Annotated in this window: 11 protein-coding genes and 1 riboswitch; of the genes, 8 read left to right on the forward strand and 3 right to left on the reverse strand. The window is 43.9% G+C overall.

Annotated features, from left to right (window positions below):
- Positions 1 to 163 precede the first annotated feature (163 nt).
- Both ACFQ21_RS27530 and ACFQ21_RS27535 read right to left on the reverse strand, forming a co-directional pair.
- Positions 164 to 3,418 (reverse strand): FG-GAP-like repeat-containing protein, encoded by a 3,255-nt coding sequence (locus tag ACFQ21_RS27530; RefSeq protein WP_377585304.1) that lies wholly within the window; start codon positions 3,416 to 3,418, stop codon positions 164 to 166.
- Between the two features lie 48 nt (positions 3,419 to 3,466).
- The gene (locus tag ACFQ21_RS27535; protein WP_377585307.1) at positions 3,467 to 4,780 is read right to left on the reverse strand and encodes a PorP/SprF family type IX secretion system membrane protein; all 1,314 of its coding nucleotides are present in this window, start codon (positions 4,778 to 4,780) and stop codon (positions 3,467 to 3,469) included.
- Between the two features lie 245 nt (positions 4,781 to 5,025).
- Here ACFQ21_RS27535 and ACFQ21_RS27540 point away from each other — a divergent pair, with 245 nt between their 5' ends.
- Positions 5,026 to 5,832 carry an outer membrane beta-barrel protein gene (locus tag ACFQ21_RS27540; protein ID WP_377585309.1) on the forward strand — a complete coding sequence of 269 codons (807 nt, stop codon included), beginning with the start codon at positions 5,026 to 5,028 and terminating at the stop codon, positions 5,830 to 5,832.
- Between the two features lie 35 nt (positions 5,833 to 5,867).
- Here the strand turns inward: ACFQ21_RS27540 and ACFQ21_RS27545 are convergent, their stop codons facing one another.
- Complete coding sequence (locus tag ACFQ21_RS27545) at positions 5,868 to 6,764, reverse strand: Ppx/GppA phosphatase family protein (RefSeq protein WP_377585312.1); 897 nt, start codon at positions 6,762 to 6,764, stop codon at positions 5,868 to 5,870.
- Positions 6,765 to 6,957: 193 nt separating this feature from the next.
- On the opposite strand from ACFQ21_RS27545, the gene ACFQ21_RS27550 reads away from it, so the two are divergent.
- The 7 genes from ACFQ21_RS27550 (at position 6,958) to metF (ending at position 14,308) form a co-directional block, all read left to right on the forward strand.
- On the forward strand, positions 6,958 to 7,500 hold the full coding sequence (locus ACFQ21_RS27550; RefSeq protein ID WP_377585315.1) for a hypothetical protein: 543 nt from the start codon (positions 6,958 to 6,960) through the stop codon (positions 7,498 to 7,500).
- Entirely contained in the window at positions 7,487 to 8,239 is a 753-nt protein-coding gene (locus tag ACFQ21_RS27555; RefSeq protein ID WP_377585317.1) for an LVIVD repeat-containing protein, read from the forward strand. Before ACFQ21_RS27550 ends, ACFQ21_RS27555 begins: the two co-directional genes overlap by 14 nt.
- A 54-nt stretch (positions 8,240 to 8,293) precedes the next feature.
- A complete protein-coding gene (locus ACFQ21_RS27560; RefSeq protein WP_377585319.1) occupies positions 8,294 to 8,971 on the forward strand; it encodes a hypothetical protein in 678 nt (225 codons plus the stop codon).
- A 40-nt stretch (positions 8,972 to 9,011) separates the two neighbouring features.
- Positions 9,012 to 9,138: riboswitch (SAM riboswitch) on the forward strand.
- A gap of 53 nt (positions 9,139 to 9,191) precedes the next feature.
- Positions 9,192 to 10,193, forward strand: coding sequence for a homocysteine S-methyltransferase family protein (locus ACFQ21_RS27565; protein WP_377585321.1), 1,002 nt, complete (start codon positions 9,192 to 9,194; stop codon positions 10,191 to 10,193).
- Entirely contained in the window at positions 10,186 to 12,861 is a 2,676-nt protein-coding gene (metH, locus tag ACFQ21_RS27570; protein ID WP_377585323.1) for a methionine synthase, read from the forward strand. Before ACFQ21_RS27565 ends, metH begins: the two co-directional genes overlap by 8 nt.
- A gap of 64 nt (positions 12,862 to 12,925) precedes the next feature.
- The gene (locus tag ACFQ21_RS27575; RefSeq protein WP_377585325.1) at positions 12,926 to 13,297 is read left to right on the forward strand and encodes a four helix bundle protein; all 372 of its coding nucleotides are present in this window, start codon (positions 12,926 to 12,928) and stop codon (positions 13,295 to 13,297) included.
- Between the two features lie 54 nt (positions 13,298 to 13,351).
- Positions 13,352 to 14,308: a methylenetetrahydrofolate reductase [NAD(P)H] gene (gene metF, locus ACFQ21_RS27580; protein ID WP_377585327.1), complete on the forward strand. Its 957-nt coding sequence runs from the start codon at positions 13,352 to 13,354 to the stop codon at positions 14,306 to 14,308.
- Positions 14,309 to 14,318: the final 10 nt, after the last annotated feature.

Below are 14,318 nucleotides of genomic sequence, written 5' to 3' on the forward strand. Positions count from 1 at the left end.
CGTTAGAACAAACGAGTTACATTAGCCCGTATCCGTATACTATATTAAGATATAGTAGCGCTTGTAACCTGATGATGTAAGTTTTGAACCGGAAATGTGACCCTAAAAAGGGCCTTTATCGACAGCCTGACGTAAACAACCGATAGACTGCGGCAACCTTTTGCTACCTGATTAACGTAATGCTCCCTGCACGAGGCACGCTTTCTTCTCCGTCACAACGAATTATATAGTAGTATACTCCATCGGGAAGCTTCTTACCATTGAAAGTACCATCCCAGTTATTTTGATAAGGTTTTGCTTCGAATACCTTTACACCCTTCTCGTCATATATAGTAATGCCGCATTGCGGGTAGGTCATAATGTTCTCGACTACCCATAGCTCATTTGGTCCATCGTTGTTCGGAGAGATGAAGTTACCGGGTTTTAGCTTGGTAACAATCGCATCGCCAGCTACTTTCACTTCAATGGTGGCCTTGCCTTCGCAACCATTGGCATCTAACCCTGTAACCTGGTAGGTGGTGGTAGCCAACGGAGTAGCTACTGGGTTGGCAATAGAAGTTTGCGATAAAGTTTCCCCGGGCTCCCAGCTATAGTTTTCCAAACCGGATGCCGCCAATTGTGACGATTCTCCTTCGTTGATCTGTGGTGGCGTGGCAGTTACGATAACACTTGGAGCCGGTAGGGTCTCAACGACACGGCTTGCCGTCAGTACGCAACCATTGGTGGCTGTTACATCCACCGAATAGGTTCCTTCTTCGCTTACTTCGATGGAAGATGTTGTTGCACCGTTACTCCATGCGTATGCTGTAAAGGTCCCGGTAACCTGGAGTACCAGCGTTGCGCCTTCACAGAAAGTGTAGTCATTGTTCGGGTTGGTTATGGTAACCGCCGGAGCACTTGTAATGGTGATCGGTATAGTTTTCGTTTCCGCACAGGAGTTGCCTGCGTACGATACGGTAAGTGTTACATCAAATGTACCGGCTGAGGTAAAGATGTGTTCAGGATCTTTTTCGGTAGAGGTTTTACCATCATCAAAGTTCCAATTGTAAAATGTTGTCACAGATGCATCTGATGTCGATCCGTTGGTGAATTTTACTTTCTGGTTAGCGCATGCAGTAGCAGGAGCGCTGAAATTGGTGGTGATGGTTGTTGTGATGGTAACTTTAACCGGAGCGGTTTCGATATTCACACTACACCCCGCGTTGCCAGCCTTCACAGTATAATTTCCGGAAGAGGCAGGAACAGAAGTTATCGCTAACTGTGCACCGGTAGATACAGGTGCTCCATCTTTAAACCATTGATAGGTATAGGCCGGATCGTTGGGCACTACTTCCAGGTTTTGTGATGCTGCTCCCTGGCAAAGAACAAGCTCGTTGGCAGGCGTAATGCTAAAGGTAGGTACATCTACAGCTTGAACCAATGTAGATTGCTTTCGCAGGAGACATGAACCTACTTTGACATCTACATAATATAGTCCGGCTTTGTCAAGACTGAAATTTGTAATTGGAGTAGGCGCGGTGCCCGTGCCGGTATATCCTTGCGGACCAGTCCATTCATAGGTTACTCCGGCTATATTATTAATAGAGAGATTCAGTGTTCCCCCTAAACAGACCGGGCCGTTGTTGGCGGGTGTTGTTGCACCTGCAGTTCCTGCTACCACCGTTATATCAATACCATCAGATTCTTCACCACAACCTGTAGCGGAAGCACAGGTACCACCTTCGGAAATAACGCGTACGGTATATACACCTGTACCACTCGCAGCGGTAACATCAAATGTATTCTGATTGAGTCCGCAGGAAACCACCGCACCGTTCTTACGCCATTCGTAGTAAGAACCTTTGCTTACGGTAGCATATAATTTATAGGGTAAAGCACCAGTACATAACGTTAATGGAGTTTCATTCGGTGATATAACTGGGAATACACACGAGCGATTTCTGAATACTGATACTTTCGATGCTGGTATTGTAGAGTTGTCAACACTGGTAAATGAGATATCGGGTTTGCCATCGCCATCCAGATCACCAATGCGAACGTGACGTGTGATATAGGTTGTGTTTACCACGTCTTTTGTAAATGACAGATTACCTGGAGTACTTTGGTTATTCAGGATGGTGAGTTTCGTTTGAGTAACAGACGCTATTACGATATCCATCTTACCATCACCATCCAGGTCGCCAAAATCCAGACCCCATGGATTCGCTTCCGTAGCGATCACCAACGGAGATGCAAAACTGATTGTTGAGCCCGAGCCCTGGTTGCGGAATACGGAAATGGAAGATCCGAGTAACTGTGTTACCGCTATATCTTTCTTACCATCGTTATCAAGATCACCAATGCGAATTCGTTTCACTGTGTTACCAATCGTCAGGGTTGATATGGTTCCGATTGCTACACCGGCAGATGTACTTTCGTTCTCTATAATAAAGAGGTTACTGGTTGCAGTCTGAAACTGACTGGTTATTATTTCAGGATAGGAATCTCCGTTAAGATCGTCCACGGCAATACCATCGGTACTCGCGGTTGATGGTATAGTTATATTTATAGGAGAAGCTGCGAACGCGATTGATCCTAAGGTACTTTGATTCACTAATACAGAGATCGTATTACTTCCCTGGTCAGTAACCAGCAGTTCAGGTTTACCATTCAGGTCGAGGTCTGCTATATCTACTTTTGCATTCTTTCTCCCGGTAAGCTTGATCGTTATCGGAGTGCCAAAGGTAAAGTTGCCGGCACCGGTACTTGCATTGGGCAGTATAAATACGCGATCACTCAAAGCAATACTACCTTCTGTTAATACAAGGTCTTGCTTTCCATCACCATTCAAATCGCCACAACGAATGTGTAACGAAAATGTACCAAGTCCGAAGGGTATTTTAGTAAAGCTGATATTACCGACACCTGTACTTGTATTTCGTAGAATGGTTATGTTGTTGTTACCGTTGTTGGCAGTCGCTATATCTGCTTTGCCATCGTTGTCCAGATCGCAAAGGCAGTGGTCGTATAGTCCTTTCTCTGCATCAAAATCAGATTGAGCACTAAGGTTGCTAACGTTAAAAGGATTTTTACCACTAAAGCTCAGTAAGAATGAATCATTGCTATATCCCGTAAGGCCATTGGCTGTATTGGTTACGGCAATATGTCTATACGTTGTTCCGGCCGGTACTTCAACCTGAATCATTTGGTTGGTCACCGTCAGGATTGTTCCTTTCACGGCTCCGAAATATACCGCGAGCTTTGTAGCATCGGTGCCGAAGTTGGTGCCCATGATGGTAACCTTCTCCGACATACTGGTACTGGTCTTATCTACCGATCTGATCTCCGGTCGTTGCGCATATACTGCACAGCATGCGAGCATCATTATATATAGAGTAATACCCGTTGGTTTCGCGATAATGTTGAATAATGCCTTCATTATACCATAAATGCAGCGAGATGTTGAAAACGTAACCATACCCATTCCTTACTTATCGGAAGTTACAACCAACAGACGAGCTGTTTTCAATTTTGTATATGCCTTCAGGTTACGGATCTCTTCATGTGCCTCGGCAGCTTTCGCGGTTTCGAGTACATGCACATAATACTTTTTATCCTGTGGATTATAGAAGATATCCGCATTGAACTTGTCGTTAACAAGTTTACGCTTGGCAGCATCCGCCCGGTTAAAGTCAGGGAATACATTGATAACCACAAAGTAACGCTTCTTATTCTCATCCGTCTTGGCAATGTTATCCGGATCTTGCGTGCCTTCCTGGAAGCGGGCCGTGTGTTTCTCGTTCGGTGATCGGGTAAGTGTAGAGCGAAGCACTGGTGCAGCGCGTTTAAACTTCTTGGCATAGCCTAACCGAAGTCCTAAAATTACTTCGTGTGTACCCTGCGAAAAAGCATCTTCCGGCTGACTGTTGGGTTCATACGAATAACCGATAATGAAACGACTTACCTTTATACCCGCGTTGGCCGTATAGCCATACGGCAGACGATACGAACCTCCTAACCAGAAATTTTCCGAGAGGTTAAGCTTTCCCAGGAACTCGAACTGACTGGTACCAAATTTAGAGTATTTGTAATTAAAGTAGAGTTCAAGCGGAGCGATGGTCTCGCGTGTTTTTACTTTACGTTTCAAGCCGCCTTTACTGCGACTAACAATTTTACTCTCTACTTTTTTCTTATAGTAAATGGTGAAGAATACATTGTCCGTAGGAGAGACCGTAGTAACATTAAAGCTGGCATCGCTGTTAAACTTCGAAGGGAAAAGCTGAGGCAACGAAAGACCTATATTAATACCCGAGCCCGATCGGTATAGCATACCAAAGCTTGAGGCAGGCTGCATGTTGTTGGCAGAGTAACTTGCCAATGCCGGATCGTTCGGATCCGTCACTTTATTCATGTCGATGCTGTTGGAGATAGCGCCCCCGGAGAGCCCGAACATCAGCCAGTTTTTCTGACCAACGGGCATGGCATACGCATACGAAAGAGAGAAGTCCGTTGTATTGAGAAGTCCGCGCTTGTAAGATGAAATCTTGCCACCCCATCCCGCACGACTTTCATTCATCATGGTATTGAATGTTAATGTGGAGAGCTGAGGAGCTCCTTCTATATTCATCCATTGTTGGCGATGAAGCGCGTAAACATACGTGTATTCCGTAACGGCTTCGGCCGGATTATATAAATATGGATTGATGAAGAAATTATTATAAACAGGATAGTTTTGAGCAGATGCAATATATCCGCACAACAGGAAGAGAGTACTAACTAATAAGTTAAAAAAATACCGCATTCACGTCCATTAATATGGGCTATTGCTCAAAAGTCACTCGTTGATTCTGGTGAAAATCACCAGTCATTTTAAAAATGTTAGTCACCAGAGTGAATTGTATCAGTTTAAAAAGTCTGTTTAAAGTAAAACTCACGAATATACAGCGTTTTTTTGTTTTTAACAGAATTGTTCAACGTCTTACTTGACCGAAATCCTGTATTTTTGAGCATTTAAAGAATTGTTCTGATAGAAAAACCTCAACCTTAGTGAAAACACGTATATCAAGTGTTCTGATTCTTACTTTTATTTTTTGCAGTACTGCTTTTGCACAAGTACTTGTGGGACCTGTAGCAGGTGCAAATTTTTCGTGGACCTCTTTTAGTGATAAAGATCTCAAAGACGAATACAATGTATCGCCAGTATTTGGGTATCATGTCGGTGGCCACCTTGCATTTAAGGTTCGCAAGAGATTTTTCCTTCACACATCGCTCATCTATTCAACCAAAGGAAAGAACCTGAAAAGTGAAGCAGGTGATCTTTCGTTGAAGCTCCGGTATAAATATATCGAGATGCCAATTGTATATACTGCTTATTTTAAAGGGCACATTGGTGAAAAAGAGTTCAAATATTCGCTGGGTGTAGGTCCAAATATAAGCTACTGGCTAGGAGGGAAGGGGACATTTGAAAATGCAGATACGCATGAATTCCATAACGGACCATCGGGTGTTATACCGGTGGATATAGTATTTGGTAAAGATCCCGGCTCTGCTACTGAAAATGAAATGGTTATACAGCGTCCTAACCGCGTACAGTTCGGACTAAACTTTACCGCTGGTTTTCTGTTTGAACCGGTTCGGTATCGTGAGGTAGTACTTACGCTGCGTTATGAACTTGGTCACAGTTACCTGAGTCGTGAGAGCGATGGTGTATTCAGTCCTACATTTCCTTCGTTCAGTGAATCGCAGAAAATCAGAAACCAGGGATTCCGTATATCACTCGCCTATCTTATCGACTTGAAAGTTGAAGAGCGTAAGCGCGGTAAGAGTACCATCGACAGAAAAAGACCTAAATAGCAGAGGTCATTCTCTGTTCATACTGGTATATAGCTTTAGAAGTTTAGCTTCTGCTGGGCAACGCTTTGCTCGTACAAGTGTAGCATAATGCCATCTTTCAAACCTACTTCCGGTACAAGTATACTGGCTGCATGAGCCCATTCCATAACCTGCAGGTAAATATGGCTGGCGGGTATAATTACATCCGCGCGATCGGGGTTCATCTGTAACTTATAGATACGTTCCTCGAGCGAGTAACCTTCCACCATGTCGCGTATCTCTTTCACTTTCTTTACCGACATGATGCTGCCCGGTTTTAGTTTAGCGAGTTCAAATATCTTGCTGATGTTACCACCGGTACCAACGGCAGTTACTTTGCCGTAGTCTTTTTTTACGTTGTCTTTGATCCAGCGCTCCATATCCTCCCACATAATCGGAGAGTCTATTTGTTCGAGCACGCGTACCGAACCAATCTTGAACGAACGTGTCTTGATTTTTTTACCGGCCACATACAAGTTCAATTCAGTACTACCACCACCCACATCAATATGCAGATATGTTTTATCCGTTAAGTACGAGCTTATGGCACGGTTGATCAATTCAGCTTCGCGATTGCCATCAATCACATGAATAGTTATACCCAGTTCTTCTTTTACCTGGTTGGCCAGTTCAAGACCGTTGTCGGATTCGCGCATGGCCGATGTAGCACAGAACATATAGTCATCTACCTCATACAACTCCAGCAGCAGTTTATAGGCCGTCATCAGTTTTTTGAATTTGGCGATGCTGGCGTTGCTGATTCGGTTGGTGGTAAATACATCGTGTCCTAATCGTAACGGAAAGCGAACGTATTCCAACTTTTTGAATACAGGTTGTGTCTGATTATTAGCCAGCACGGTAGAAACCTGAAAGCGTATAGCGTTAGAACCGATGTCGATGGCAGCTAGTTTCATGCGTTGGGTGTGTTGTTGAGATAAGGGTGTCGAACGAGGTCGCGGTTCATCAGCGAACCGGATGTGAAGAAGCGAGCATGTATACTACAACTAAAAATCATATCCGCTATAGTGGTTTGACGGCACAAAGATCATCAAATCATTTATTTTGAACGTCTTCTTCAAAGTTAAATTTTAATAAACGTTTGTGCTTATGATAAAACGCAGGATTGTACTTTATATGGTGCCGACACTTCTGTTGTTGGTACTTTCAGGTTGCTGGGTGAATGAGTACTCTTCGTATGATGATCCCGTAGAAGGATATCGCCCGGTATATGGAACCTCACAAACGCAAGAGGTCACGTTAACCAGTGCACGATCTGTGAATAACCCCGGAAAGATTTATGTATACGGACGTTTTCTATTGGTGAATGAGGTGAACAAAGGTATACATGTATTCGACAACACCACTCCGGAGAATCCGAAGGCAATAGGTTTTGTACAGTTACTGGGAAATACCGACATGGCTATACGAAACAATGTGTTGTATGCCGACCACATGGGAAATCTCGTAGCGCTGGAAGTACATGATTTCGAAAAACTTACCAGCATCGGAACGTTATCGCTGCAAGACTGGAACCTTGGTATTCCGCCACCGGCAGGTTACTATTTTGAATGCGTTGACCAGACCAAAGGCATTGTAACAGGATGGAAGAAAGCAACCCTTACAAAATACGAATGTTATGCGAGCTACTAAATTAATATTCTTTCTGTTGCTGATTTGCATCGCAGCATGCGAATCAGACTCCTCCAGTGAACTGAATAACTCACAGGGAACAGGCGGCTCGATGACGCGGTTCGCGATCAGCAACGGCTATATGTATATAGCCAGCCAGAGCACGATTTCCGTGTTTGATATACGGAACAATACATTTGAAAAAATAAATACGATCTCCACCAATGGCGGCCTTGAAACAGTCGTGGCAAGAGGCGAGTACCTATACCTCGGTGCTACCGATGCAATGTATATCTATAGTATAGCAGATCCGGTAACACCCACGTTCATTTTCAGGTATGCGCATATAGTTTCATGCGATCCGGTTGTAGTGCAGGGCGATCGGGCCTTTGTTACATTACGTGCCGGCAGCGCTTGTAATCGCGGAGCCAATGCACTGGAGATAATCGACATCACCAATAAAAATAATCCTTCGCTGATTGCTAACTACCCGATGTTATCACCACACGGTCTTGGTGTCGATGGTAATCTGTTGTTCATCTGCGAAGGCGAACATGGTCTTAAAGTATTCGATATTCAAAATGAACGATCTATACAGCTGAAACACCACATCGAAAATATACATGCCTACGATGTTATACCCAATAATGGTATTTTGTTGCTGACAGGAGAAGACGGTGTATTTCAATACCGCTATGATCAGCAAACCGGTACGCTCATCTTACTAAGCAAAATCCCCGTGTCGCGTACGGAAGTATAGCATTGCTGATAACGATTAACCAATAACGATTAACCAATAACGACTAACGCCCCGGTGACACGTACAACTCTATCTCTACTACTCGCCTTACTAGGTACGATCGCCCATGCCCAGGATTCACTTCGCTATCAGAAACTAGTGCCGAGGCATGCGTTGAAATTCAGTCCGTTTCATTTGATTAATTTTTATCCAACACTCGAGTTCTCATACGAGAAGAAAATTACCCGCACGTTTACAGCACAGGCAGAGTATGGACATGTGATCAACTATACGAACCAGGATGAATCGTATCGCGACAAGCGCGGCTATAAAATGAAACTCGAAGTGCGAAAATACTTTGCACCTATTGTATACCGAAGGTTGATTTTTTATGGTGCAGCCGAGTATTACAAAAACGATATTGAATTCGACAGACTATTCCGCCAGCAGGAATGTTTTGGTAATGACTGCGAGCATACCATTATACGCTATCACTATTACCCGGTGCAGTATAATGAACAAGGCTTCAGTGTAAAGTTTGGACTGATCAAGTACTTTTTCTCCGATTTTTTTCTCGATGTAAACTCCGGGTGGACCATACGATTTGTTGACTATGATGAGGTAAGACCAAACGGTATACCGGCCTTTCCGGAAGGAATGGAAGATGATTTGTTTTTTGATATACCCAATGAAGAAGATCGTGTGGTACCCTGCCCGGTGTTAGGTATCAGAATAGGGTATCGTTTACGGTAAGTTGTTTTGTAGTTTCATTCCTATTCATTTTCTTTGCCAAAGCTTATCCAGAAAGACCGAGGGAATGGGCCCGATGACGTCTTAGCATCCTATTCGTTAGCTATGTTAACGAATGTTGTGCTAAATCCCTTTCGTTACTTTGCATGATGTAACGGAAAAGATAAGTTAACCCACCTTACAGTGGCTCTCTGGATAGCAATAACTAAACGCGGAGGGCTTTATGAAAATCGAAGACATTTTAAAGGAACGTATACTCGTGATTGATGGTGCTATGGGTACCATGATCCAACGGTATAAACTTGAGGAAGAAGATTTCCGGGGAGAGCGTTTTAAAGATCATGGCTTCCCGCTCAAAGGAAACAATGATATTCTTTCAATAACTCGTCCTGATATTATCAAAGCTATACATCGCCAGTACCTTGAAGCGGGTGCTGATATTATCGAGACCAACACATTCAGCGGTACTACCATCGCGCAAGCCGATTATCACCTGGAAGACGCGGTATATGATCTGAACTATTACTCAGCAAAAATAGCGAAAGAGGTAGCCGAAGAATTTACGAAGAAAGATCCCAGCAAACCTCGCTTTGTAGCAGGTGCTATGGGGCCAACCAATAAGACGGCTTCCCTTTCACCAGATGTAAATAACCCTGGCTTTCGTGCCATTACATTTGATGAACTCGCACTCGCATTCAAGCAACAAGCGAAAGGACTTATTGATGGCGGAGCAGATATACTCTTGCTTGAAACCATCATTGATACACTCAATGTAAAAGCAGCTTTGTTTGCTATACAGGAGTTGTTTGATGAGATAGGAAGAAAGTTACCCATCATGGTATCGGGTACAATAACGGATGCGAGTGGTCGCACACTTTCCGGACAAACCACCGAGGCATTCCTGATTTCGGTTTCGCATGTACCCTTACTAAGTATAGGATTGAACTGTGCGTTGGGTGCGAGCCAGCTAAGACCTTACCTGCAAGTACTCAATGAGAAGGCTCCGTACTTCGTGAGTGCTTATCCGAACGCAGGACTTCCCAACGAGTTTGGTCATTACGATCAGACACCCGAGGAAATGGGACAACAGGTTGAAGTCTTTTTGAAAGAAGGACTGATCAACATTGTTGGCGGTTGCTGCGGAACAACACCCGAGCATATTAAACTGATTGCTGAGATAGCGAAGAAATATAACCCCAGAGGAGTAGTAGAAGAACATGTCTAAATATTTATTGTTAAGTGGACTGGAGGGAGTCACCATTACTCCCAGTTCTAACTTTGTCAATATAGGTGAGCGAACCAATGTTACCGGCTCCGCCAAATTCTTAAAACTCATTAAAGAAGATAAGTTTGAAGAAGCACTCGAAGTAGCATTGGACCAGGTGCGCGGAGGCGCGCAGGTTATTGATGTGAACATGGACGAAGGGATGTTGGATTCCAAAGCAGCCATGGTGCGCTACCTGAACCTGATGGCATCCGAACCGGAGATCGCGGTTGTACCCGTGATGGTTGACTCGTCCAAATGGGAAGTGATTGAAGAAGGTTTGAAATGTCTGCAGGGAAAAGGTATAGTCAACTCGATCAGTTTAAAGTCTGGTGAAGAAGAGTTTGTACGACAAGCCAAACTTGTAAGACGTTACGGAGCTGCTGTCGTAGTGATGGCATTCGATGAACACGGGCAGGCCGATACATACGAGAGAAGAATTTCCATTTGCAAACGCGCGTATGATATACTGGTGAACGAAGTAAAGTTTCCGCCACAGGACATCATTTTCGATCCGAATATATTTCCCGTAGCAACGGGTATAGAAGAGCATCGGAACTATGCGCTCGATTTCTTCAAAGCAACCAAATGGATCCGTGAAAATCTTCCGGGTGCGCACGTGAGTGGTGGTGTGAGTAACGTGTCGTTCAGCTTCCGCGGTAATCAGAAAGTGCGCGAAGCCATGCACTCAGCATTTCTATACCACGCTATACAACATGGAATGGATATGGGTATAGTAAACCCAACGATGCTGGAAGTATATGACGAGATCGATAAAGAATTACTCGAGCGCGTTGAAGATGTTCTATTGAATCGCAGAGACGATGCAACGGAACGTCTACTGGAATTCGCGGAGACTGTAAAAGGTGCTGCGAAGAAAAAAGAGACAGATGATGAATGGCGCAAAGGCACCGTTGAAGAACGCATTACGCATGCACTGGTAAAAGGTGTAATAGACTATATCGATCAGGATACCGAAGAAGCGCGAATCAAATATGGTCGCCCGCTATATGTTATTGAAGGTCCGTTGATGGCCGGAATGAACGTAGTAGGAGATCTGTTCGGCAGTGGTAAAATGTTTTTACCGCAGGTTGTAAAGAGCGCGCGGGTAATGAAAAAATCCGTTGCCTACCTCACGCCTTTCCTCGAAGAAGAGAAGAGGCTGACAGGAGATCAGGGCAAAGCAGCAGCAAAAATATTAATGGCCACCGTGAAGGGCGATGTACACGACATCGGTAAAAATATAGTGGGTGTAGTGCTCGCATGTAACAACTACGAAGTGGTAGACCTTGGCGTAATGGTGCCTTCTGAAAAGATCATTGAAGCGGCCAAACGCGAGAAGGTTGATGTCATCGGGTTGAGTGGTTTGATCACGCCATCACTCGATGAGATGGTGCACGTTGCCAAAGAAATGCAGCGTGAGAAAATGGAATTGCCCCTATTAATTGGAGGAGCGACTACATCGCGCATTCATACGGCAGTAAAGATCGACCCGGTATATGATGGTCCAGTGGTACACGTCCTTGATGCTTCACGTTCTGTACCTGTGGCGAGTGAGCTGATCAGTGTCGATACACGTGCAGGCTTCAAACTGAAAGTAAAGAATGAATATCAGCAGCTTCGTACCGATCATGAAAACAGAAAAGGTACGAAGAACTATATATCACTGGAAGATGCCCGCAAGAACAAAACCAATATAGATTGGTCGAAGACGATATATACCAGGCCTGCTTTTACCGGTAGAAAAGAGTTTGTGAATTTTCCGCTGGAAGAGTTACGAAAGTACATAGATTGGACTCCGTTCTTCCAGACGTGGATGCTGGCTGGTCGCTATCCGGGTATATTTAAGGATGCTGTTGTAGGTGCCGAGGCTAAGAAACTTTTTGATGACGCCAATAAGATGTTGGACGATATCATCCGGGATAAAAGTCTGCAGGCGAGCGGTGTTATAGCATTCTATCCCGCAGTAAATGCCGGTGATGATGTTGCACTATATGCAGATGAGAAGCAAGCTACACCTTTTGCAACGTTTCATTTTCTGCGGCAGCAAAACAAGAAAGCGCAGAACCTTCCAAACTTTTGTCTTGCAGATTTTATATCTCCGGAGCAGGGTAAAGATTACTTTGGCCTGTTTGCTGTAACCGCAGGACTTGGTCTTGAGAAATTGGTTGACTTCCATAAAGCCAACCAGGATGATTACTCGGAGATCATGGCGAAAGCACTTGCCGACCGACTTGCTGAAGCCTTCGCTGAGTGCTTGCATCAAAAAGTTCGTAAAGAAATTTGGGGTTACGCAAGTGATGAACACTATACGAACGATCAGCTCATTGATGAAGTATACCAGGGTATACGTCCGGCACCAGGCTATCCTGCATGTCCGGATCATACCGAAAAGAAATTACTCTTCGAACTTCTCGATGCAGGTAAAGTAGGCATTCAGCTTACCGAGTCATACGCCATGTACCCGGGCGCAGCCGTAAGCGGATTCTACTTCTCCCATCCCGACTCCAAATATTTCGGTCTCGGCAAAATCGAAAAAGACCAGGTCGAAGACTACGCCAAACGGAAGAACATGCCGCTCCCGGAAGTGGAGAAGTGGCTGGCCCCGAACTTGAGCTACGATGTTTAGTTGTGTTGATGTGTTGAGGTGAAGGAAGGTACTTGATGTTGTGTCTAAATAAATAATAAACGTTATGGGGAAGATTGAAAGGTTTGAGGATTTGAAATGTTGGAAGGCTGCACGGGAGCTGGTAAAGGAAGTATATACTTTGTCGGATACGGGTAAACTTTCAAAGGATTTTGATACGCGAAGTCAATTCAGAAAAGCTGCATTGTCTTCTATGAATAATATAGCAGAGGGATTTGGTCGATTTAGCAGAAAAGATTTTATCCGGTTTCTGGATACAGCCCAGAGTTCCGTACTGGAGGTTCAAAGTATGCTATATGTATTGTCAGATCTTGATTTCCTCTCAATAGATAAAATAGATTTACTGCGAATAAAAACAGATGAAACAAAAAATCTTATACTGGGCTTGATACGATATTTACGGGAATCGGATAAATAGTATATATCTGTAACATCAACACATTAACACCACAACACGCCAACACAGCAAAAAATGAAAGTAGTCGACCACCTGAAAAGCGCTAACGGTAAAACTTTATTTACGATTGAGATTCTGCCTCCGTTGAAAGGAGAGAATATTAAGAACTTGTTTAATAACATTGATCCGTTGATGGAGTTTAAGCCTCCGTTTATTGATGTTACCTATCATCGTGAAGAGTATGTATATAGAAAGAAAGCAGGAGGCTTGCTGGAGAAGATAACCACACGCAAACGTCCGGGAACGGTAGGTATATGTGCGGCTATACAGAACCACTATAAAGTTGATACGGTGCCGCATATTATCTGCGGTGGATTCAGTAAAGAAGAAACTGAAAACGCGTTGATCGATCTTCACTTCCTCGGTGTGGACAATGTACTGTTACTGCAAGGCGATGCTATTAAAAGTGAATCACGTTTTGTGCCCGAACCGGATGGACATCGTTATGCATCCGATCTGCTCGCACAAGTGGTAAACATGAACATGGGGGTATATCTCGATGAAGAACTCACTACGGCAGCGCCTACTAATTTTTGTATTGGTGTAGCGGGCTATCCTGAAAAACATTTTAATGCTCCGAACCTGAAAGCTGATCTCAAGTATCTCAAGTTAAAAGTGGATATGGGAGCGCAGTATATCGTTACGCAAATGTTCTTCGACAATCAGAAATATTTTAACTTTGTAGATAAGTGTCGCGAAGCCGGTATCAATGTGCCGATCATTCCGGGTATAAAACCGCTTACCGGTAAAGCACAGTTAACCGTGCTTCCCAAAACATTTCACATCGACATACCCGAAGAACTTGCCGATGAAGCTGAGAAGTGTAAAGATAACGAAGCTATAAAAGAGGTTGGTATCCAGTGGTGTATTCAGCAATCGAAAGAACTTGTAAGGAAAGGTGTTCCAACATTGCATTTTTATTCCATGGGTAAGTCAGATCCTATTTATAGAATAGCAAAAGAATTATTTTAACTTATATTAG

This window comes from Ohtaekwangia kribbensis, assembly GCF_042676245.1.
In the GTDB taxonomy this organism is placed as follows: domain Bacteria; phylum Bacteroidota; class Bacteroidia; order Cytophagales; family Cyclobacteriaceae; genus Ohtaekwangia; species Ohtaekwangia kribbensis.

What these genes read in the sequence shown, in the direction of transcription:
- ACFQ21_RS27530 (WP_377585304.1), bottom strand. Translation starts at nt 3,418, where the DNA reads ATGAAGGCATTATTCAACATTATCGCGAAACCAACGGGTATTACTCTA.
- ACFQ21_RS27535 (WP_377585307.1), bottom strand. Translation starts at nt 4,780, where the DNA reads ATGCGGTATTTTTTTAACTTATTAGTTAGTACTCTCTTCCTGTTGTGC.
- ACFQ21_RS27545 (WP_377585312.1), bottom strand. Translation starts at nt 6,764, where the DNA reads ATGAAACTAGCTGCCATCGACATCGGTTCTAACGCTATACGCTTTCAG.
- ACFQ21_RS27550 (WP_377585315.1), top strand. Translation starts at nt 6,958, where the DNA reads ATGATAAAACGCAGGATTGTACTTTATATGGTGCCGACACTTCTGTTG.
- ACFQ21_RS27555 (WP_377585317.1), top strand. Translation starts at nt 7,487, where the DNA reads ATGCGAGCTACTAAATTAATATTCTTTCTGTTGCTGATTTGCATCGCA.
- ACFQ21_RS27565 (WP_377585321.1), top strand. Translation starts at nt 9,192, where the DNA reads ATGAAAATCGAAGACATTTTAAAGGAACGTATACTCGTGATTGATGGT.
- metH (WP_377585323.1), top strand. Translation starts at nt 10,186, where the DNA reads ATGTCTAAATATTTATTGTTAAGTGGACTGGAGGGAGTCACCATTACT.
- ACFQ21_RS27575 (WP_377585325.1), top strand. Translation starts at nt 12,926, where the DNA reads ATGGGGAAGATTGAAAGGTTTGAGGATTTGAAATGTTGGAAGGCTGCA.
- metF (WP_377585327.1), top strand. Translation starts at nt 13,352, where the DNA reads ATGAAAGTAGTCGACCACCTGAAAAGCGCTAACGGTAAAACTTTATTT.